Source organism: Curvivirga sp., assembly GCF_965219885.1.
In the GTDB taxonomy this organism is placed as follows: Bacteria; Pseudomonadota; Alphaproteobacteria; order UBA8366; family Aestuariispiraceae; genus Curvivirga.
The window spans coordinates 2,634,416-2,654,728 of sequence record NZ_CBDCOT010000009.1 but is presented as its reverse complement, the minus strand read 5'-3'; the positions used below and the strand labels follow the sequence as shown (position 1 = coordinate 2,654,728).

The 20,313-nt window shown below is 41.1% G+C and carries 20 protein-coding genes; 11 read left to right on the top strand and 9 right to left on the bottom strand.

The window, feature by feature from the left end; all coding sequences use genetic code 11:
- Positions 1 to 16: 16 nt before the first annotated feature.
- The 4 genes from ACOQOA_RS17990 to ACOQOA_RS17975 all read left to right on the top strand — a co-directional run bounded on the left by ACOQOA_RS17990 (position 17) and on the right by ACOQOA_RS17975 (position 4,030).
- Entirely contained in the window at positions 17 to 343 is a 327-nt protein-coding gene (locus ACOQOA_RS17990) for a DUF2849 domain-containing protein (RefSeq protein ID WP_420549976.1), read from the top strand.
- Between the two features lie 24 nt (positions 344 to 367).
- Positions 368 to 2,026 carry a nitrite/sulfite reductase gene (locus ACOQOA_RS17985; protein ID WP_420549975.1) on the top strand — a complete coding sequence of 553 codons (1,659 nt, stop codon included), beginning with the start codon at positions 368 to 370 and terminating at the stop codon, positions 2,024 to 2,026.
- Entirely contained in the window at positions 2,013 to 2,516 is a 504-nt protein-coding gene (locus tag ACOQOA_RS17980) for a DUF934 domain-containing protein (RefSeq protein WP_420549974.1), read from the top strand. The genes ACOQOA_RS17985 and ACOQOA_RS17980 overlap by 14 nt, the downstream gene beginning before the upstream one ends.
- Positions 2,517 to 2,803: 287 nt before the next feature.
- Positions 2,804 to 4,030: an NADP-dependent isocitrate dehydrogenase gene (locus ACOQOA_RS17975; RefSeq protein WP_420549973.1), complete on the top strand. Its 1,227-nt coding sequence runs from the start codon at positions 2,804 to 2,806 to the stop codon at positions 4,028 to 4,030.
- A gap of 65 nt (positions 4,031 to 4,095) precedes the next feature.
- On the opposite strand, the gene ACOQOA_RS17970 is transcribed toward ACOQOA_RS17975, so the two are convergent.
- Both ACOQOA_RS17970 and ACOQOA_RS17965 read right to left on the bottom strand, forming a co-directional pair.
- Positions 4,096 to 4,377, bottom strand: coding sequence for a hypothetical protein (locus ACOQOA_RS17970; protein ID WP_420549972.1), 282 nt, complete (start codon positions 4,375 to 4,377; stop codon positions 4,096 to 4,098).
- Positions 4,377 to 5,552, bottom strand: coding sequence for a vWA domain-containing protein (locus tag ACOQOA_RS17965; RefSeq protein ID WP_420549971.1), 1,176 nt, complete (start codon positions 5,550 to 5,552; stop codon positions 4,377 to 4,379). The genes ACOQOA_RS17970 and ACOQOA_RS17965 overlap by 1 nt, the downstream gene beginning before the upstream one ends.
- A gap of 227 nt (positions 5,553 to 5,779) precedes the next feature.
- On the opposite strand from ACOQOA_RS17965, the gene ACOQOA_RS17960 reads away from it, so the two are divergent.
- On the top strand, positions 5,780 to 6,865 hold the full coding sequence (locus ACOQOA_RS17960; RefSeq protein WP_420549970.1) for a DUF2336 domain-containing protein: 1,086 nt from the start codon (positions 5,780 to 5,782) through the stop codon (positions 6,863 to 6,865).
- Positions 6,866 to 6,889: 24 nt separating this feature from the next.
- Here ACOQOA_RS17960 and pncA read toward each other — a convergent pair whose 3' ends face one another.
- On the bottom strand, positions 6,890 to 7,501 hold the full coding sequence (gene pncA / locus ACOQOA_RS17955; protein ID WP_420549969.1) for a bifunctional nicotinamidase/pyrazinamidase: 612 nt from the start codon (positions 7,499 to 7,501) through the stop codon (positions 6,890 to 6,892).
- Positions 7,502 to 7,654: 153 nt separating this feature from the next.
- Here pncA and speB point away from each other — a divergent pair, with 153 nt between their 5' ends.
- The 3 genes from speB (at position 7,655) to fdhF (ending at position 12,130) form a co-directional block, all read left to right on the top strand.
- Positions 7,655 to 8,641, top strand: a complete 987-nt coding sequence (speB, locus tag ACOQOA_RS17950) for an agmatinase (RefSeq protein WP_420549968.1) — start codon at positions 7,655 to 7,657, stop codon at positions 8,639 to 8,641.
- 113 nt (positions 8,642 to 8,754) lie between these two features.
- Entirely contained in the window at positions 8,755 to 9,135 is a 381-nt protein-coding gene (locus ACOQOA_RS17945) for a PilZ domain-containing protein (protein WP_420549967.1), read from the top strand.
- A 211-nt stretch (positions 9,136 to 9,346) separates the two neighbouring features.
- Positions 9,347 to 12,130 carry a formate dehydrogenase subunit alpha gene (gene fdhF, locus ACOQOA_RS17940; protein ID WP_420549966.1) on the top strand — a complete coding sequence of 928 codons (2,784 nt, stop codon included), beginning with the start codon at positions 9,347 to 9,349 and terminating at the stop codon, positions 12,128 to 12,130.
- A 205-nt stretch (positions 12,131 to 12,335) separates the two neighbouring features.
- Here the strand turns inward: fdhF and ACOQOA_RS17935 are convergent, their stop codons facing one another.
- A complete protein-coding gene (locus ACOQOA_RS17935) occupies positions 12,336 to 13,250 on the bottom strand; it encodes a LysR family transcriptional regulator (RefSeq protein WP_420549965.1) in 915 nt (304 codons plus the stop codon).
- A gap of 251 nt (positions 13,251 to 13,501) precedes the next feature.
- Here ACOQOA_RS17935 and ACOQOA_RS17930 point away from each other — a divergent pair, with 251 nt between their 5' ends.
- On the top strand, positions 13,502 to 13,684 hold the full coding sequence (locus tag ACOQOA_RS17930; RefSeq protein WP_155153791.1) for an RSP_7527 family protein: 183 nt from the start codon (positions 13,502 to 13,504) through the stop codon (positions 13,682 to 13,684).
- A gap of 114 nt (positions 13,685 to 13,798) precedes the next feature.
- On the opposite strand, the gene ACOQOA_RS17925 is transcribed toward ACOQOA_RS17930, so the two are convergent.
- Positions 13,799 to 14,485 carry a hypothetical protein gene (locus ACOQOA_RS17925; RefSeq protein ID WP_420549964.1) on the bottom strand — a complete coding sequence of 229 codons (687 nt, stop codon included), beginning with the start codon at positions 14,483 to 14,485 and terminating at the stop codon, positions 13,799 to 13,801.
- 174 nt (positions 14,486 to 14,659) lie between these two features.
- The gene (locus ACOQOA_RS17920) at positions 14,660 to 15,862 is read right to left on the bottom strand and encodes a threonine ammonia-lyase (RefSeq protein WP_420549963.1); all 1,203 of its coding nucleotides are present in this window, start codon (positions 15,860 to 15,862) and stop codon (positions 14,660 to 14,662) included.
- Between the two features lie 263 nt (positions 15,863 to 16,125).
- Here ACOQOA_RS17920 and ACOQOA_RS17915 point away from each other — a divergent pair, with 263 nt between their 5' ends.
- A complete protein-coding gene (locus ACOQOA_RS17915; protein WP_420549962.1) occupies positions 16,126 to 17,205 on the top strand; it encodes a phytanoyl-CoA dioxygenase family protein in 1,080 nt (359 codons plus the stop codon).
- Here the strand turns inward: ACOQOA_RS17915 and mobA are convergent.
- Both mobA and fdhD read right to left on the bottom strand, forming a co-directional pair.
- Entirely contained in the window at positions 17,186 to 17,821 is a 636-nt protein-coding gene (gene mobA, locus ACOQOA_RS17910) for a molybdenum cofactor guanylyltransferase MobA (RefSeq protein ID WP_420549961.1), read from the bottom strand. The genes ACOQOA_RS17915 and mobA overlap by 20 nt on opposite strands.
- A gap of 4 nt (positions 17,822 to 17,825) precedes the next feature.
- On the bottom strand, positions 17,826 to 18,698 hold the full coding sequence (gene fdhD / locus ACOQOA_RS17905; protein WP_420549960.1) for a formate dehydrogenase accessory sulfurtransferase FdhD: 873 nt from the start codon (positions 18,696 to 18,698) through the stop codon (positions 17,826 to 17,828).
- Positions 18,699 to 18,861: 163 nt separating this feature from the next.
- Here fdhD and moaA point away from each other — a divergent pair, with 163 nt between their 5' ends.
- Positions 18,862 to 19,887 carry a GTP 3',8-cyclase MoaA gene (gene moaA, locus ACOQOA_RS17900; protein ID WP_420549959.1) on the top strand — a complete coding sequence of 342 codons (1,026 nt, stop codon included), beginning with the start codon at positions 18,862 to 18,864 and terminating at the stop codon, positions 19,885 to 19,887.
- Here the strand turns inward: moaA and ACOQOA_RS17895 are convergent, their stop codons facing one another.
- A complete protein-coding gene (locus tag ACOQOA_RS17895) occupies positions 19,888 to 20,307 on the bottom strand; it encodes a nuclear transport factor 2 family protein (protein WP_420549958.1) in 420 nt (139 codons plus the stop codon).
- Positions 20,308 to 20,313 lie beyond the last annotated feature (6 nt).

Here is a 20,313-nt window from a genome sequence, read left to right as displayed (position 1 = left end):
CAGGAGTATTAATAAAATGTCTGCGCATATCTTAACAGCTAACCACTTGATTGAAGGTGGCGTTGTTTATCTTACCGCTGATAATGAATGGAGCGGTAATATTGCCGATGCCCGCATTGCAAAAAGTGAAGAGGAACTCGCTGCAATCACAGAAGAAGGTCAATCAGCTTTGGCTAATAACAAAGTTGTTGATCCACATACAGTGCCTGTGTCCTTAGAAGGTGATTTTGCAATCCCGACACATGTAAAAGAACGTATTCGTGCCAAAGGCCCGACAATCCATCCGCAATTTGGCAAACAAGCAGAAATCCCTGCTATTGCTGAAAATATTGCCACCTATTAAGCGATTTATAGGAAAGATAATAAAATGTATCGTTATGACGAATTCGATAGCCGGTTTGTTACGCAGCGCGTAAGCCAGTTTCGTGATCAGGTAGAACGTCGCCTTGCAGGCGAATTAACAGAAGATGAATTCAAACCATTGCGTTTGATGAATGGTCTATATCTGCAACTACATGCCTATATGCTACGTGTTGCTATTCCTTATGGTAGTTTTGATGCAAACCAAATGCGTAAATTAGCGCATATTGCTCGTCACTATGATAAAGGGTATGGCCACTTCACAACACGTCAAAACATTCAATATAACTGGCCAAACTTGAAAGATGTGCCAGAGATTCTTGATGAATTGGCATCAGTTGAAATGCATGCAATTCAAACAAGTGGTAACTGTATTCGTAATACGACATCTGACCCATATGCAGGTGCTATTGCAGGTGAAGCTGTTGATCCACGGATTTATTGCGAAATTATTCGTCAATGGTCTAGCCTTCATCCTGAATTCACATTCCTGCCTCGTAAGTTCAAGATCGCGGTAACTGCTTCTGCACATGATCGTGCTGCCATTAAGTTCCATGATATTGGGTTACTTGCTAAGCGCAATGAAGCTGGCGAATTGGGATTTGAAGTTCTTGTTGGTGGTGGTCAAGGCCGTACACCAATGATTACGAAACCATTACGTGAATTTGTTGCTGAGAAAGATTTGCTATCCTATTTGGAAGCAACATTGCGTGTGTATAACCTTTATGGGCGTCGCGACAATAAATATAAAGCACGTATCAAAATCTTGGTACATGAACGTGGCATTGATGAGATTCGTGATCGCGTTGAGCAAGAATGGGCGCAAATCAAAGATTCCGCATTAGAAATGCCACAGGAAGAAATTGATCGTATCACAGATTATTTCCAAGGGCCTGCCCTACCAGAGGCCAACTTGGATGATCGTAGTTACGAAGTTCATAAATTCGAAGATCGTGAATTTGCTCAATGGGTATCTCGCAATGTGAAAGGTCATCGTAAAGCTGGTTATGCAATTGTTGATATTTCTTTGAAGAATATCGGCGAAGCACCAGGTGATATTACAGCAGATCAAATGGATGTTGTTGCAGATCTTTCTGAGAAATATGGCTTTGGTGAAATTCGTGCTACTCACGAACAAAACCTTGTATTACCACATGTCAAAACCGAAGACCTCTATGTGCTATGGAAAAACCTGGCACAAGCAGATCTTGCAACAGGTAATATTGGCTTGATTTCGGATATGATTGCTTGCCCGGGCTTAGATTATTGTGCCTTAGCGAATGCCCGTGCAATTCCAGTTGCACAATTGATTTCAAAGCGTTTTGAGGACATTCAACAGCAACATAATATTGGTGATCTAAAATTAAAGATTTCTGGATGTATCAATGCATGTGGTCATCACCATGTCGGACATATCGGCATCTTAGGTGTGGATCGTAAAGGTGTTGAGAACTATCAAATCACTTTGGGTGGTAGCGCTGATGAAAATGCAGCAATTGGAACTCGCGTTGGTGCGGCTTTCTCATATGACGAAATTGTTGATGCAGTTGAAACAATCGTAAATACATATTTGGATATCCGTCAGGGTGAAGATGAAACATTCCTGCAAACTTTTAACCGTGTGGGTGTAACCCCATTCAAGGAGACCCTCTATGCCACTCATTAAGAACGGTACCGAAATTGAAAATGAATGGAACTCGCTTGCTGAAGGTCAAAGTTTTGAAGGTCAGCCAAACACATTGTTAAGCTTACAAGAGTTCCATGATAACTATGAAGCCATTAAAGACAGCAATTCAATTGTTGGCGTTGCCCTAACTGTTGATGATGAAGTTGATAGTTTGGAAGGAAAATTGGACCAAGTTGCATTAGTCACTGTTCATTTTCCAAGCTTTGCCGATGGTCGAGGTTTCTCACAAGCACGATTGGTACGTGAACGTTTCGCTTTCACAGGTGAAATTCGTGCTGTTGGCCACATTATCCGTGATCAATACTTATATCTTGTCCGTAGCGGTGTTGATTCAGTGGATGCTGACCGTGCAACAGAAGCGGAATGGAAAGCTGCAATTGAAGAGTTTGATACATTCTATCAACCTGCTTTGAATAAGGGTACAGCAGCCTACCGTTTGCGCCATAAGAGACAAGCTGCCGCTGCTTAAACGATATAATCAGAATCTTTGTCCTTCCCCCTTGAGACAAAGATCATAAAGACTGAGGCCTTACCGATCGCACCCTACATATCGGTAAGGCTTTTTTCTTATCGACATCCTTGAGTGTATAAATCCCTAATTTTCTGTCGCTAAATCATAACTTTTTACGTTTTTTTGCTTTGCAGCATTTGCACCTTTTGGAATGTCACTGTATGGTGCAGAAAAATTGAAGAGCTTTTTAACATCTCTTCTTCTACGATATAAATCCTCACTTTGAATAAGGAGCGGTTCCTACCATGTCTAAGATTAAGGTACAAAATCCGATCGTCGAACTTGATGGCGATGAAATGACACGCATCATTTGGGAATTCATTAAAGACAAATTGATTCTTCCATATCTTGATGTTGACCTTAAATATTATGATTTGGGCATCCAAAAACGTGATGAAACAGATGACCAAATTACAATTGATTCCGCAAATGCAATCAAAGAGCATGGCGTAGGTGTAAAATGTGCGACAATCACACCTGACGAAGCGCGCGTAGAAGAATTCGGCTTAAAACAAATGTGGCGTAGCCCAAATGGTACAATCCGAAACATCTTGGGCGGTACCGTTTTCCGTGAACCAATCATCTGTGGCAATGTTCCACGTTTGGTTCCTGGTTGGACAAAGCCAATCGTTGTTGCACGTCACGCTTTCGGTGACCAATACCGTGCGACCGACTTTAAAGTACCGGGTGAAGGCCTATTGTCCATCACATTTTCCCCTACTGATCCAGAAGGTGAGACAATCCGTCACCAAGTCTTTAACTTTGATGGACCTGGTATCGCGATGGCGATGTACAATCTAGATGACTCCATCCGTGGTTTCGCACGTGCTTGTATGAATTATGGTTTGGCACGTAACGTTCCTGTTTACCTATCTACAAAGAACACAATTTTGAAAGCATATGACGGTCGCTTTAAAGACCTCTTCCAAGAAGTGTATGAAGCAGAATTTGAAGATACATTCAAATCCAAAGACCTGTGGTATGAGCATCGTTTGATTGACGATATGGTTGCCTTTAACTTGAAATCCCATGGTGATTACGTTTGGGCATGTAAGAACTATGACGGTGATGTGCAGTCTGATACTGTTGCTCAAGGTTTTGGTTCCCTTGGTCTTATGACTTCTGTTCTAATGACTCCTGATGGTAAAACCGTAGAAGCCGAAGCGGCACATGGTACCGTGACACGTCATTATCGTCAGCATCAAGAAGGCAAAGAAACATCCACAAACCCAATCGCGTCTATCTTCGCTTGGACACGCGGTTTGAAATATCGTGGTAAGTTCGATAACACACCTGATGTACAACGTTTTGCTGAAATGCTTGAAAAAGTATGCGTGGATACAGTTGAAAAAGGTTTTATGACCAAAGACTTGGCATTATTAGTTGGTGCAAATCAAGAATGGCTAACAACCAACCAGTTCTTAGATAAGATCGATGAGAATTTGAAAAAATCTATGGATGCTAATTGGTAATCAATTAGATAATTAAGTAAAAAAGCCCGAAGGAAACTTCGGGCTTTTTTATTTATTAAACCAGTTTATTGCGTACAAAGAAAAGTAATACGCTTGCGTTTGGTTAGAGGGCAATCATTCATAAACCAATTAAAATCCCAAGGGTGTACATTCCCCGATCCCACTGGGCATTCAGCCAATGCCAATTGCTCTATTTCTTTCTTTTCTGTAGCTTCGCCACTATGGCATACAGACACAGCTTCATATCCTTTGGGTATCGCTTTAACATTATCATTATCAGTTATAGACGGGCTATTTGCACAAGCTGTAACAATTACCAACAGACTGCAAATAATTAACTTTTTCATTACATTAGCTCTTTCATTGCTGATTCTAATCCCCCTAATGTAAGGGGATACATACGATCTTCCATTAAATCTCGGAGTATCTGAATAGACTGATGATACTCCCAATGTTTTTCTGGCTGAGGGTTAATCCAAACCGCATTTGGAAAACGTCCCAAAAGACGTTGAAGCCATACTTGCCCAGCTTCCTCATTCCAGTGCTCCACACTACCACCTGGATAAACAATCTCATAAGGACTCATTGTCGCATCACCAACGACAACAACTTTATAATCTTCTGGATATGTACGTAATACATCCCAAGTAGAAACCTTATCTTGCCAACGGTTTTTACTATTCTTCCATACATTCTCATACAAGCAATTATGGAAATAAAAATACTCCATATGCTTAAACTCACTTCTGGCGGCAGAAAACAACTCTTCACAAACCTTGATATGATCATCCATAGATCCACCAACGTCAAAAAAGAGCAGGACTTTTACAGAATTGTGGCGTTCAGGCACCATTTTTAGATCTAACATGCCTGCATTACTAGCTGTAGACCTAATCGTATCATCCAAATCTAATTCAGTAGCAGCCCCTTGCCTTGCAAACCGACGTAATCGACGTAATGCGACTTTGATATTTCTTGTTCCAAGTTCTACATCATCCGCCAAGTTTTTAAATTCACGCTTGTCCCAAACTTTCACTGCACGTCTATGGCGTGACTCATGTTGACCGATACGAATACCTTCAGGGTTATATCCATAAGCCCCGAACGGGGATGTACCTGCTGTACCAATCCATTTATTACCTCCCTGATGGCGTTTTTGCTGCTCTTCCAAACGTTTTTTCAACGTGTCCATTAACTTCTCAAAACCACCAAGCGCTTCAATCGCGGCTTTATCTTCTTCTGATAAATGTTTTTCAGCTAATTTCCTAAGCCATTCTTCTGGGATTTCTTGAGGATTCAGCCCTTCATCACCTTCAAGTCCTTTAAAGACATGCGCAAAAACTTGATCAAAACGATCCAAGTGTTTTTCATCCTTCACTAAAGCCGAACGACTTAGGTAATAAAAATTGTTTACGCTATAATCAGCCACGTTTTTATCCATTGCTTCTAACAACATCAGATATTCCTTCAAGGAAACAGGTATCCCTGCCTTGCGTAAGTCTTCAAACAGATTCAAAAACATTTAACGTGATCCAAAAGCCCAAAATCGTATAACAAAATGATATAGCTTTAACTTTTAGCAAATTGCAACATCAGTCACAACTTGTACGAAATGCGAATATGAATTATTATGTATATTACAGAGGGGTAACATTATGCAGAATGCATAACTGGTTTGTGGGATCCAGATGTTAGCTTATCGAAGCAGGACATAAACAAAGCCAGAATGGACTTTGAAAGGGAAGTTTCATGAATATCAGTTCTTTAACAGAATTGGTAGATATTGCGCGGGATGACACTCCGGAAAGCCGCAATATGCTTATTTCCTCAATTAACAATATCTGCCTTGCGTCCGGACGTGAAATGTCTGCACGTGAAAAAGATTTAATTTACGACATTGTTGCGCAACTTCTTCAGGCTGTTGAATTACAAGTGCGTGAAAATTTAGCCGCGTCACTTGCTGAACAACAGGACGTTCCAAAAGAACTCGTATTAGCACTTGCAAATGATGTAATTGATGTTGCACGCCCTGTTATTTTGAAAAGTAAAATCCTTGAGGATCAAGATCTTATCCAATTAATTTTGGAAAAAGCAGAACAACATCAGTTAGCTGTCAGTAGCCGCCCCGATATTTCTGAAGATGTATCAGAAACATTGGTAGAGACTCAAAATGTAGAGGTCATTACCTCCCTACTCCACAATGATTCTGCCAATATTTATACAGAAACTATCGATAAGCTTGTCGATGATTCCCAAGATGTCGAAAATTATCAAGAAGCTCTTATCAAACGAAAAGAACTCCACCAAGACATGGCAAAACGTATGTATGGATTTGTCGGAGATGCCTTAAAAGAACATCTTGAATTACGTTTCTCTGAAGAAGATATGAGCATTGAACTGGAAGATGCAGTTGCAAAAGCTGTCAATGATGCGATGGAAGAAACAAGTTTCAATGATGGACTTGATGAAATCCTGGATCGCTTTAGTCCAAATTATACCGCAAATGCGCGTGGAATGGTTGTAGCACTTCGTGACGGTGATGTTTTCAAATTTGAGGAGTTATTCGCTGATTTTTCAGGTTTAGGACATAGTTTTGTAACCCGTATCCTATATGATGAAGGTCCAAATTCATTAGCAATTTGCTGTCGTGCTTGTGGCGTGAGTTATCAAGATTTCAGTGATATTCTTTGCCTTCTTAAAAATAACGCAAATCCACATATCTTTGCGAGCAATCCTTTATATAAAAAGACAATGGATTATTTTGAAAAAATGGACGGCGAAGGTGCTGTTAAGGTTTTGAACTCTTGGCGAGAATCTTATCCACCTATTCATTAAGAGAGGGATTTTCCCTCTCACAAATTACTTGATTTCCACACCTTTTGCTTTCATATCTTCAAGAGCCGCAGAAAGGGATCCACCTAAATCAATCCCTCTACATGCGTCTGAAATAAGGACAGCTTGAAAACCTGATTTAACTGCGTCTATGGCAGAGTAATAGACACAAAAATCTGTAGCCAGCCCACATAAGAAGACGCGATCAATATTACGGCTTTTAAGATACCCCTCTAATCCTGTTGGTGTAACTTGGTCATTTTCGAAAAATGCAGAATAAGAATCGATTGCTGATCTAAATCCTTTACGAATGATCATTTGTGCCGCATTTACATCCAAATCTTTATGAAATTCCGCACCATGGCCACCTGAGACACAATGATCGGGCCATAAAACCTGCGTTCCATAGGGTAACTCGATTGTTTCTAACGGATTTTTGCCTTCATATTGACTGGCAAAAGAAGAATGATCGCTTGGATGCCAATCTTGTGTATAAACGACTGTGTTAAATTTTGATTGTAGCTCCAAAATGGGTCGAACTACAGCATCTCCATCTGGTACAGCCAAGGCACCACCTGCACAGAAATCATTTTGCACATCAATCACAATAAGCGCATCAGTTTGGCGAATGTCCATCATTCCTACTCCAATGGTGGTATATGAAAATCTATAATCAATCGATATGATTGTGATCACATTATCAATAGTATTTTTCACGAACTGCTATAAGATAAATATGTTGGTGCTTTATTCCAATAACAACTTAATAAATCAATCATTAAGGATCGAAAAATGTCCATTGAGGAATATAAAAATATTGGCGATCAGGCTTTTCGTCAAACAGACATTATGGGACGTGAATTTGAAGCCACTTATGCTGGTGCACTTAGTTTTTTACGTCGTAAATACACCCGCGATTTAACTGGCGCGCATGTGGCTGTCACAGGTATTCCTTTGGACTTAGCGACAACTTTTCGTCCGGGTGCTCGTTTTGGTCCGCAAGGCGTTCGTGCAGCTTCTGTCCAATTAGCTGAATTAGATGCCTTTCCTTTTAACTTTGATCCATTCGAACATCTAGGCGTTGTGGATTACGGAGACTGTTATTTCGATCACGGCTTTGCCAATGAGATTCCTGAAGCAATTCAACAACATATCAAAGAAATCATTGATCAGGATGTAAGCACCTTATGTATTGGTGGCGACCATTTTGTAACTTACCCAATCTTAAAAGCTTATCATGAAAAAATAGGCGAGCCGATCAGTTTGGTACATTTTGATGCCCATCCTGACACTTGGGATGATACGAACCAACCACTAAATCACGGTACAATGTTCACACGCGCAGTAAAAGAAGGGATTGTTGACCCTTCAAAATCTGTTCAAATCGGTATTCGCACCATTTCAGATGATGTCGGCTTTAATATTCTGCATGCACCTTGGGTTCATGAACATGGCCCTGCTGCCGTTGTGAAACGTGTGAAAGAGATTGTCGGCGATCAACCAGCATATTTGACCTTTGATATTGATTGCCTTGATCCTGCATTTGCGCCTGGTACGGGCACTCCTGTTCCTGGTGGTCTTACAAATGCACAAGCTTTTAGTATTGTTCGCGGTTTTACAGATATTAACTGGATCGGGATGGATATTGTTGAGGTTGCTCCTGCCTATGATCATGCAGAAATCACGGCGTTGAATGCCGCAACTATTGCTCATGACTATCTTTGTCTGATGGCAATGAAGCATGGTGCGAAACCAAATCCACGCCCAGACGCAGAATAAATATAATTACAATTTAAACGATATTGTTATCTATAAATTGCGCCATGACATATAAATGCTTATCTGATATTATACTCGACAAAGAGTAAAGTATAATTGAGGAGGAGCATGAAATGGCGGAAACATCAGCTGCACGTAGCGATTTTCCCAGACGGGAAATGCCACGTCATATGTCATCTATCCCAGCAAATTTTCAGGCTTATGGCGAGACTTTTGTAGGCACAATCGTAAACTTATCTATTTCAGGTGCCATGATAATGGGATGTTATTCTTTGGCCCCAAATTCACGCATCATGTTAAATATGCCCGAAATTGGGCGTATTGATGCATCTGTGATGTGGAATAATGGTGAAGCTTTAGGACTTACATTTGAAAACGAAAGTAGTCGACAACAAGATGTAGAATCTGCACTATCGCAAACCGTAAACGGTCTACCTGCACAAACGGATCGACGTAACCAAAGCCAATATGCACAACCCGCATCAATTCATTGATTTCAAAAATTTAATCAATTGTCTTGAGTGAGTTATATATACATTTTTTTGCGCCATTTTTGCACAATGACGCGACATAAATGCTCGGTGACGCAATCCGAACATAGCTTCTGTAAAAACTCGTATAAAAAGTGATTAAATTGGCCTGAATTCTATTCGGGTACATCTGATATATAATAAATCAAATAGTAATTTGCAGGATCCGGTACACATGTCCGAAAACACCACACAAGATAAATCCGTTTCTTTTGTTCTGGATGGTAACGAAGTTGTTGCGAAGCCAGGGGAAACAATTTGGCAAGTCGCTCAACGTTTGGGAACAGAAATCCCTCATCTATGTTATACGCCTGAACCCGGTTACAGACCAGATGGCAATTGTCGCGCTTGTATGGTGGAAGTTGAAGGTGAACGCACCCTGACAGCGTCCTGTATCCGTGAGCCACAAAACGGAATGATTGTTAAAACTGCAAGCGAACGTGCAAAACAATCTCGTGAGATGGTTTTTGAACTGTTAATGGCGGATCAACCAGCCAAAGAAGTTGCACATGATCCGGATTCTCGTTTCTGGAACTGGGCAACAGATATGGGTGTTGAAACCAGCCGTTTCCCAGAGCGTGAAAAAGTAGCCGTTGATGACAGTCATGTTGCAATGCGTGTGAATTTGGATGCATGTATTAATTGCAACCTTTGTGTACGTGCATGTCGCGAAGTGCAGGTAAATGACGTGATTGGTATGTCAGGTCGCGGACATGGTGCCACTATTACTTTTGACTTTGGCGACCCTATGGGTCAGTCTACTTGTGTGGCTTGTGGTGAATGTGTGCAAGCTTGTCCAACAGGCGCTTTGATGCCAGCGACACAATTGGATGACAAACAAGTCTTTACTGGTAAAGCTGATAAAATTGTTAAATCTCTTTGCCCATTCTGTGGTGTTGGATGCCAAACTGAAATTCACGTTAAAGACAACAAGATCCTTAAGGTTGAAGGCCGTAACGGTATCGCAAACCAGCAACGTTTATGCGTTAAAGGCCGCTTCGGCATGGATTATGCCAGCCACCCTGCCCGCCTAACCAAGCCATTAATTCGTAAAGAAGGCGTTGAAAAACGTTGGGATGACGAAGTTGATCAATCCAATCCATTCACTCATTTCCGTGAAGCAACATGGGAAGAAGCATTGGATTTGGCTGCAAAAGGTATGAAAGACGTTCATGCGACACAAGGACCAAAAGGTATTGCCGGCTTTGGTTCTGCTAAAGGCTCAAACGAAGAAGCATACCTCTTCCAAAAATTGATCCGCACAGCATTTAAAACAAATAATGTGGACCATTGTACACGCCTTTGCCATGCATCTTCTGTTGCGGCTTTGATGGAAGGTATCAATTCAGGTGCGGTATCCGCGCCATTCCGCGCGGCTGAAGAATCAGATGTGATCATCATGATTGGTTGTCGCCCGAACTGGAACCATCCAGTTGCCGCAAGTTACTTCAAACAAGCGGCTAAACGTGGTGCAAAACTAGTCATTATGGATCCGCGCGGCCAAAACATGGCACGTCATGCGTGGAAGCATCTACAGTTCAAACCTGGTGCTGATGTATCCATGCTAAATGCTATCATTCACACAATTATTGAAGAAGGTCTTACAAATGAGGAATTCATCAAAAATCGTGTGGATAACTACGATGCTGTTAAAGAGAAAGTAAAACAATTTTCCCCAGAAAAAATGGCGGAGATTTGCGGTATTTCTGCGGAAGAGCTTCGTGAGGTTGCGCGTGCTTACGCAACAGCAGACAAATCCATCATCTTCTGGGGTATGGGTGTATCACAGCATGTTCATGGTACCGATAACTCACGTTGCTTGATCACCATGGCAATGATTACAGGTCAAATTGGTCGTGACGGTACAGGTTTGCATCCACTACGTGGTCAAAACAACGTACAGGGTGCATCTGACATGGGCCTTATTCCTATGTTTTATCCAAACTATAAGTTTGTAGATAAGGAAGACATCCACGCGAAATACGAAAAATTCTGGGATACAAAACTGGATGATAAACGCGGTCTGACCGTTGTTGAAACAATGGATGCGATTCATGCAGAAGAAGTTCAGGCTATGTATATCATGGGTGAAAACCCAGCGATGTCTGATCCGGATGCACATCATGCCCGCGCTGCATTGGCGAAATTGAAACATTTGGTTGTTCAAGATATCTTCATGACTGAAACTGCTTTCCATGCGGATGTGATCTTACCAGCAAGCGCCTTCCAGGAAAAATGGGGCACCTTCACCAATACAAACCGTGAAGTTCAATTAGCACGTCCTGCTCTTGAGATGCCGGGTGAAGCAAGACAGGATTGGGAACTTATTCAGGAACTAGCAAATCGTGTTGGTTTGAACTGGACATATACACATCCGAAAGACGTCTATGCTGAGATCGTAGAAGTGATGGATAATATGAAAGGTATCAGTTGGGAACGTCTTGAAAACGAAGATTCTGTGACCTATCCATGTGCACAAGAAGGTGAGCCTGGAGACGCGATTATCTTTGTTGATCAATTCCCAACGGAATCCGGCCGTGCGAAGCTCGTTCCAACAGATTTGGTACCACCTGCGGAAACACCGGATGACGACTTCCCAATGGTTCTGACAACAGGTCGCTTGCTTGAACATTGGCATACAGGCGCCATGACACGTCGTTCTACCGTTCTTGATACAATTGAACCAGAAGCTGTTGTCCACATTCACCCTGCCTTTATGGCCGAACAAGGTATTGAACCGGGTGATATGGTTTACGTGCATACACGTCGTGGTTCTATCCATGTAAAAGCGCGTATGGATCGTGATGTGACCAAAGGCATGCTGTTTGTGCCATTCTGTTTCTCTGAGGGTCCAGCAAACTTACTAACCAATCCAAAATTGGATCCGTTTGGTAAAATTCCTGAGTTCAAATATTGCGCTGCTCGCCTTGAGAAGGCACCTGCACTCGCAGCTGAATAAACATATGTGACAAAGTCACTAATAAAAGGCCTTCTTTGATTTATGTCAAAGAAGGCCTTTTCCATTTTAACTAGTATGGTTTTCGACAGCAGAGAGACATTTCTTTTTCTGTCCTTAAATCCATCCACTTAGCCCGAAGATTTTTCTTCGGGTTATTTTTTTGTTTTCCAGACATAAAAAAGAGGCCCGAAAGCCTCTTTAATCTCTAGTCTTGCAATCTCTCCCATGGAGGAACCGGACTGAATTTCTCAACAAGGAAATCAACAAAACATCTTAGCTTGGGCGATAAATGCCGACGCGACGGATAAACCGCGTGTATCGGTATCTCAATATCACGATAAAAGTCGGTTAAGACACGGATCAATTTTCCATCCTGCACCTCTTTTGCGACCAAAAACTCAGCAAGACGTGCAATACCACCACCATTCAATACCATATCATGAATGGATTCACCGTTATTAGCAGAGAAATTACCTGTTGCTGTATATGGTACCTCTTCCTCACCAACCCTAAATACCCATTCATTCAATTGAGGCATTGAGAAAAAGGTTAAACAGTTATGTTTTTCCAATTCATCTGGATGTTGGGGTACACCATGTTTTTCAAGATATTCAGGCGACGCCACAATCGCCCGACGACTACGCGCAAGGAAACGAGCAACCATACTGGAATCCGCTAATTCACCAAAACGAATTGCAGCATCGATTCCCTGTTCCACTAAGTCGACGATACTATCGGTTTTAATCAATTCGATAGAAACATCCGGATAACGTTCCAAGAACTCTGGTAACAGTGGAGTTATCTGATGGCGGCCAAAAGCCACGCCGGTCGTAATACGAAGACTACCACGTGGTGTCGAATGCGACTGCGTTACAATTGATTCCGCATCTTCTATATCTGTTAAAATTGTTCGACAGCGTTCAAAGAAGCTACGCCCCTCTGGTGTAAGCGACAAGCTACGTGTTGTACGGTTGATCAGGCGCACGCCCAGACGGTCTTCTAAACGTCCGATCTGTTTACTCACAGCGCTTGGCGTTAAAGACATAGCACGTGCCGCAGAAGAAAATCCACCCTCTTCCACAACCTTTACAAAAACAGATAATTCACCAACCTTGTCCATCTCACATCACCTAAAGTATATATATATTCATTATTAAACATGCATAGTATGTGCCTATTCGTCACAAATAAAGAAAAATCTGACTTATTATTTACGCCTAAATCTATATAATCCCTAAAGATTTTCAAAGCCATGCAGAATACGCATAGCTCATAATTGAGAATATCACTACTCATTCAGCCGTTTTTTTCTTATTTATCTCTCAACACACTGAATGAGAAAACGTAAGTATTGAATTTGAGGATAAGACAATGACTGACTGGGATAAATTAGACGCAACACTCTCTAGCTCTGAAATTGAAGCTGCTATGGCCCGCGCACGTCAACTACGCAGCGAGGAAGCCGCAAGAATCTTCAAAGCTATTGTTAGCTTTTTTACAATTGGCAAACGTAAACCAGTTGTAACTGAAAATGGTGTTACTTGCGCGATTTAAATACCTCCAAGAATTAAAAACTACGCTGCAATGCCTATGCATAAAAAAGCCTGTCAGTTTCACTACTGACAGGCTTTTTAGTTTCAAAGACATGCATATTTCGCTTAACTAAAATTAATTTCTAGAAAATCTACCAAATGGTTGATCTGGAAAGCCATCTACTTGTATGCCGTCTTGATCATATAGATCTATCAAATCTACACTCTCTTGATCGTCTTGCGCAAAGGGACTCAATTCTGGTTCTTTTTCCTCTGGAGGTTCAAACCAGTTATTCTGAGAAACAGTGGCGGCATTCACGGGATTGACTTCATCCTTCAGGATACCTTCATCATTTTCATGGACAAACTCATCTATTGAATGCGAAAACGCTTCACGATGTTCTTCTACCTCATGCACATGGAAACTATCGTTTGATACAGTCTTTGCAAGTTGCTCTTGGACCCATCTATCTTCAAGAATGTATCTTGGAAAGTCTTGCCAGTAGCCTTTAAAATCTCCCATCTGTCCATGGATAAATTGTCCATCTTCAATATGTAAAAGAACTTTTTTTGCATTAAAAACATCTTCATTTCTAAAGACGAGATACCAAACACCGATACCTTCATAGTCCAGCGCCACATTCATATTGATTGGCTGCCCCGACTTTCGCTCATGACATATATAGTCAAGAGGATCCATCTCTGGATTTGATGGATCATATACAACAAACACACAGCAGTCCGCTTCTTGAAGTAAACGTGCTATTTCCTTGGCAATCATAACTTCCATTGTCGCCATGAGCTCTTTGCCCGGTGCAAACATATGAAAATCCCCTCTTATATTTCTTCTCACTATCAAAAGAATCTAATTCGCGAATCAGGTCAATCATAGAAGGAACAATTAAATGGGTATTTTCCTGAGTGATGCATGTTTGCAACAAAAGAGTCCTTTAAATCAGGACTCTAAAATGATTCTCTTATATTTGACTCTAGAGTCTTATAATTGAGAAACGGGAAAATCTGCGGCTTCCAGGATGCCAACGATCTTTTCTAATTGAGAAGCATCTCTTGTTTCAATCGCAACCTCAATAGAAGTATCCTTTGCGGGAACATGTGTAAAAATACGTTGATGAGAAATTTCAACAATATTGCCACCATTATCCCCAATTAAACGTGACACATCCGCTAACGCACAAGGGCGATCCATCAGGTGAATACGTAAACGCGCCAAGCGACCACTGCGCGCCATATCACGCATCAAAACTGTCGCTAACAGGCGTTGGTCGATATTCCCGCCTGTAAGAACCATTGCAACTTTACGTCCTTCAAATAGTTGCTTATTACCAATCACCGCTGCTAGCCCCGCGGCACCAGCGCCTTCAACAACCGTCTTCTCCACATTCAATAGGAGGGAGATTGCGCTTTCCAACTCATTCTCTGTGACCAACAAAATATCATCAACCAGTTCTTCCACAATTTTACGTGTATTTTCACCTGGATATTTTACCGCGATACCTTCTGCAATCGTTGAACCACCACAGACGGGGACTTCTTTATTTAAAATCTGTTTCATAGATGGATAAAGAGCGGTCTGAACACCAAATACACGAATATCGGGGTTAATCGTTTTGGCTGCAACAGCGATACCGGAAATCAATCCACCACCGCCAATAGGAATTATAAGATCTTGAATATCAGGGAACTGTTCCAAAATTTCTAGGGCGACCGTTCCTTGCCCTGCAATAACATCTGCATCATCGTAAGGATGAATGAATGTTAAATCCTCTTCTATAGCTTTTTCATGTGCATAAGTTGCAGCTTCAGCCAATGTCAAACCATACAGAATAACATTAGCACCATGTGCCTCTGTATGTTCTACCTTAACTGTCGGTGTGTTTCTGGGCATTACAATGGTTGCCGGAATTCCAAGTCTCGCTGCATGAAAAGATACGCCTTGCGCGTGATTTCCCGCAGACATGGCAATTACACCGCTTGCTTTCTCTTCATCAGATAGATTCAATAATCGATTCAAAGCACCACGTTCCTTAAAGGATGCGGTAAATTGACGATTTTCAAATTTCAAATATACATCTGCATTTGTAATTTTGCTGAGCGTAATAGAACGGCGTTGACGTGTGTTATATACGTCATCTTTAATTTTTTCCGCCGCATTTTTCACATCATCCAAAGAGATAAACATAATCCAACTTCCACATTATTATTTTATGTTAAGAAGAAATGGATACGGAATGCTTAACTCAAACACAAGATTTTTCTATTTTAGTTTACTTAGAAGAAGAATATATTAAACGGTAGAGTGAAAGATTAAGAAAAGAACATTCCCCGATAGTATATTAGTAAATGGGCAGCTCGGGTATATTGTAAAACAGTTTGAGCACCCAACAGTTCAATATACGCTGAACATATTTTAGATTTTTCAGTATAAAATTTAGGAGCAATCATATGAAACATGCCAGCCAAATAAGCACCAAATGGTATCAGGCTTTCTATGATTTTCTATATGCAGTAGATGATTTTTCACCTTTAAGACCCTTATTACCTGTCACTGAAACTGAGTTCTCAGATCTTAAAATTAGATCACGCGTGGTATCAAACGCAAAAAACCATATTCAAGGGTATATGAATCAACCTCTAAGAGATGCGACTACCTTAGCATTTAAATATTTTATTAGCACCCAGATGAATCTGACTACCGAAGTAACTGAAACTGAAGAACTTTCTAACATTACAAATGTAGGTTACACAGAAGTACCATCAATTAGTTCAGATCTATTACAGTCGATAAGAAAATATTTGGACACTCAGACACTTTATGTTGGTGATACTCAAAAGGACCTCAAACCAACTAATCTAAATGATGCAGCGAACCACAATATGGCAAGATACGAGGTTCGCGACCTAATAAGATCAATCGACATCTTGTATGCTGCTACCAGCGACCGATTTCTTCAAACTGCAGAAAGTTATATCGGGCATCCAGTTATTATAACGAATATATCTTCATGGTGGTCGTTTTCCGGTCATAGCGAACCGAAAAATGCGCAGAACTTCCATTTTGATCTCGATGATTTCAGATTTTGCAAAGGTTTTATATATCTTACAGATGTGGATGATCATTCTGGGCCGCACTGCTATTATCCGGAAACGCATAATCTGACTAAACTTCAAGAAATTCTTAAAAGCTCGAATAACCCGCAAGAGTTTATAAACTGGTATGTAAAAGAGTTTAGAAAAACTGATGAAGACTGTGAAATGTATCTGAAATCCAAACCGGTAAACCTCACAGGCCCTGCCGGAACTTGTTTATTGGTAGATACATCAGGTATCCATAAAGGGCTGATCCCAAAGAATAAAGATCGCCAAATCATCCAGTTTGAATATGGGCAAACTTGCTTTCCTCAAACGCCTATCCAACTCGTACCATTCAGCCAACTCATTGAATCTAAACCCGAACTAAAAGACCACTTCTTGCAACCAAATGTAAAATATACATGCCAGCTACTTATCGATTACGAGGCTTAATCTTTTGCATAAATAGCGTCTCTGCCTCCGCCAAATCCTCAATTTTATTTGTATTATAAAATGGATCATAGTCTGGTTGGGAAAAATCTACCTCGTCAATCCGATATCGAGAAGTCCATCTATCCACTTTATATAACTTCTCTTCCAGTAATGCCGTCCTCAGATCTTCACGAAGAGAGATATCCCAGGCCCCAACTACGGGTTGGGTACGCCCGTTGCTTACAGCCACAGATAATTGCGCTTTATTTTCTCTTAAGGGCAATAGCAGTCCCTCAACTAAATCTAATGGTAAGAATGGTCCATCACCAGGAACAGAAATCATATACCTAGTTTCCGGAACGTTTCTCGCAACCCAATCCATCCCCGCCAGTATTCCGCCTAAAGGCCCAACAAACCCATCAATACTGTCTTTTGTAATTGGAAGACCATATCTTACAAACAAATCTTCATTCTGGTTAACGTTAATAACCACCTGATCCACCTGAGATGTAATACGGTCAATAATATGAGAAAGAATAGGCTTTCCCGCCAATTCTTTCAGCGGCTTTATTTCTCCATTCATCCGCCGTGCAAGACCACCTGCAAGAACAACAGCAACAATAGGGCCTTTATGCATTTCCCTATTCCTCCGCCTTACGACCATGTTTACGTGCCTCATCAGACACATCATCAGGATTAGCATCAAATTCGATACGTTGCTCTCCGGAAAGGACAACAAATCGCTTTCCTTTTGCACGCCCAATAAGAGTTAGTCCCACTTGCCTCGCAAGCTCTCCCCCCCATGCAGTAAAGCCAGATCGCGATATCAAGACAGGAATCCCCATTTTCACTGTCTTGATCACCATCTCAGACGTCAAACGACCTGTTGTATAGAATATCTTATTTTCAGGTGACAGTTTTTCCATAAACATATAACCAGCGATTTTATCTACCGCATTGTGGCGCCCTACATCTTCCATATAAATGAGAGGTCGATCCTCTTCGCATAAAACGCATCCATGTATGGCACCTGCTTTTAGATAAAGACTGGGAGCCATATTAATTTTCTTCGACAAGGCATAAATCCAAGAAGATTTCAGTTTTACATCTTGGGGCAGCTCAATTTCTTCAAAATGTTCCATCAGATCACCAAATACAGTTCCTTGTGCACATCCTGATGTACGTGTTTTCTTTTTCAACTTATCTTCGTAATTTGTCTCGCGCGCTGTTCTAACGATAACAGTTTCCAGTTCATCATCATAATCAATTTCAGTGATCTCATCATCGGGACGTAGCATATGTTGATTTAATAAATATCCAACGGCTAAATATTCCGGATAATCACCAATAGTCATATTGGTTACGATTTCCTGGCCATTCAAAAATAAAGTTAAAGGGCGTTCTTCCACTACATCTAGATTAACTGAGCAACCATTGTGATCGATCCCCACAACCGGCCTTGTTAAGCGCGTATCATCTACATTAGGTTTTAACTTAAATTCTTCTGCAGCCATGACTATCTATTGCTTTCTTAAATTTACATCCTGACACACATAGGATATAGGGATGAGGTATAATAATTATGTTATATATTCGGTTTTCATCTCTGGTAATATCGACAAAACGCCCTATATGAATCGAAATATATAATTGGATATAAAATCGGATCGAAACAAGATGCAAGTCGCAAACGACATTAAAGAATCACAAAAACTGATTGATCCATTTGGACGCCATGTCAGTTACTTACGTGTATCAGTCACCGATAGATGTGATTTTCGCTGCGTCTATTGCATGTCCGAAGATATGACCTTTTTACCCAAAAAGGACCTTCTAACTTTAGAGGAACTTGATCGTTTATGTTCTGCCTTCGTTGATCAAGGGGTACAAAAACTACGTATCACTGGCGGTGAGCCGTTGGTACGCCGTGATATTATGTGGCTCTTTAATCGATTAGGACGCCATCTTGACTCTGGTAAACTTGAAGAACTTACAGTTACAACGAATGGCAGTTTGCTTAAAAAATATGCACAAGAACTTTATAATGCAGGTGTAAGACGTATCAATATCTCCCTAGATACACTTGATGAAGAAAAGTTTCGTACAATCACTCGCTGGGGCAGATTGCCTCAGGTTCTAGAAGGTATTGAGGAATCCCTTCGCGTAGGTTTAAAAGTAAAATTAAACGCAGTGGCACTAAAGGGTGTCAATGATGATGAAGTGGATCATATGATCCAATGGTGCGGAGAGCGCAATATTGATCTTACCTTTATTGAGGTAATGCCGATGGGGGATCTTGGAAATGAAGACCGTCTTGAACAATATTGGCCTTTAAGTGATGTTAAACGTCAAATTGAACAAAGCTGGACCTTGAATGAAACTGGTTATCAAACTGGTGGTCCTGCCCGTTATTCAGTCATTCAGGAAACTGGTGCAAGATTGGGCTTTATTACTCCTCTCACACATAATTTCTGTGAGTCTTGCAACCGAGTTCGTCTCACATGCACGGGTACGCTTTATATGTGCCTAGGACAAGAAGATGCTGCAGATTTAAGAGAACCTCTTCGTGCAAGTAAAGATGATGACTTATTGCATGATAGAATTCGCCAAGCAATTAAACTAAAACCCAAAGGTCATGATTTTATTATTGATCGTGATAGTCAAATTTCGAACCCACGCCATATGAGCGTAACGGGCGGATAGTTAGTTTAGACTACCCTCTTCTTCCAATGGTGTTGGGTGGGCTTCGGTTGGGCCTGCCTGATGATGGGTCATACGCCATTGCCCATCCTCCATTATAAAAACATTTGTTGCGAGAAGATATGTGTCGCGGATTTTCTCATAACAAATCACATAACCCATATCACCAACTCCAAAGGCCTTGGATGCATATGGGGTAACAGAGGGGCTATTCGGCAGAACAGCTCTAAAGCTAGCCATAACATTATTACGGCCCATAAGCGGTTCCCATCCCGGATGCAAACAAGTAACTTTGAATTCTTTTGCCCAAAGGGCTTCCATCGCATCGATGTCATTGTTCGAAAAAGCCACGTAAAAAGCTTCATTCGCAAAAATCAGCGCCGCTTTCTGCCTGTCATCCAACATATGTGGCGTTTGTTCCATAAGGCT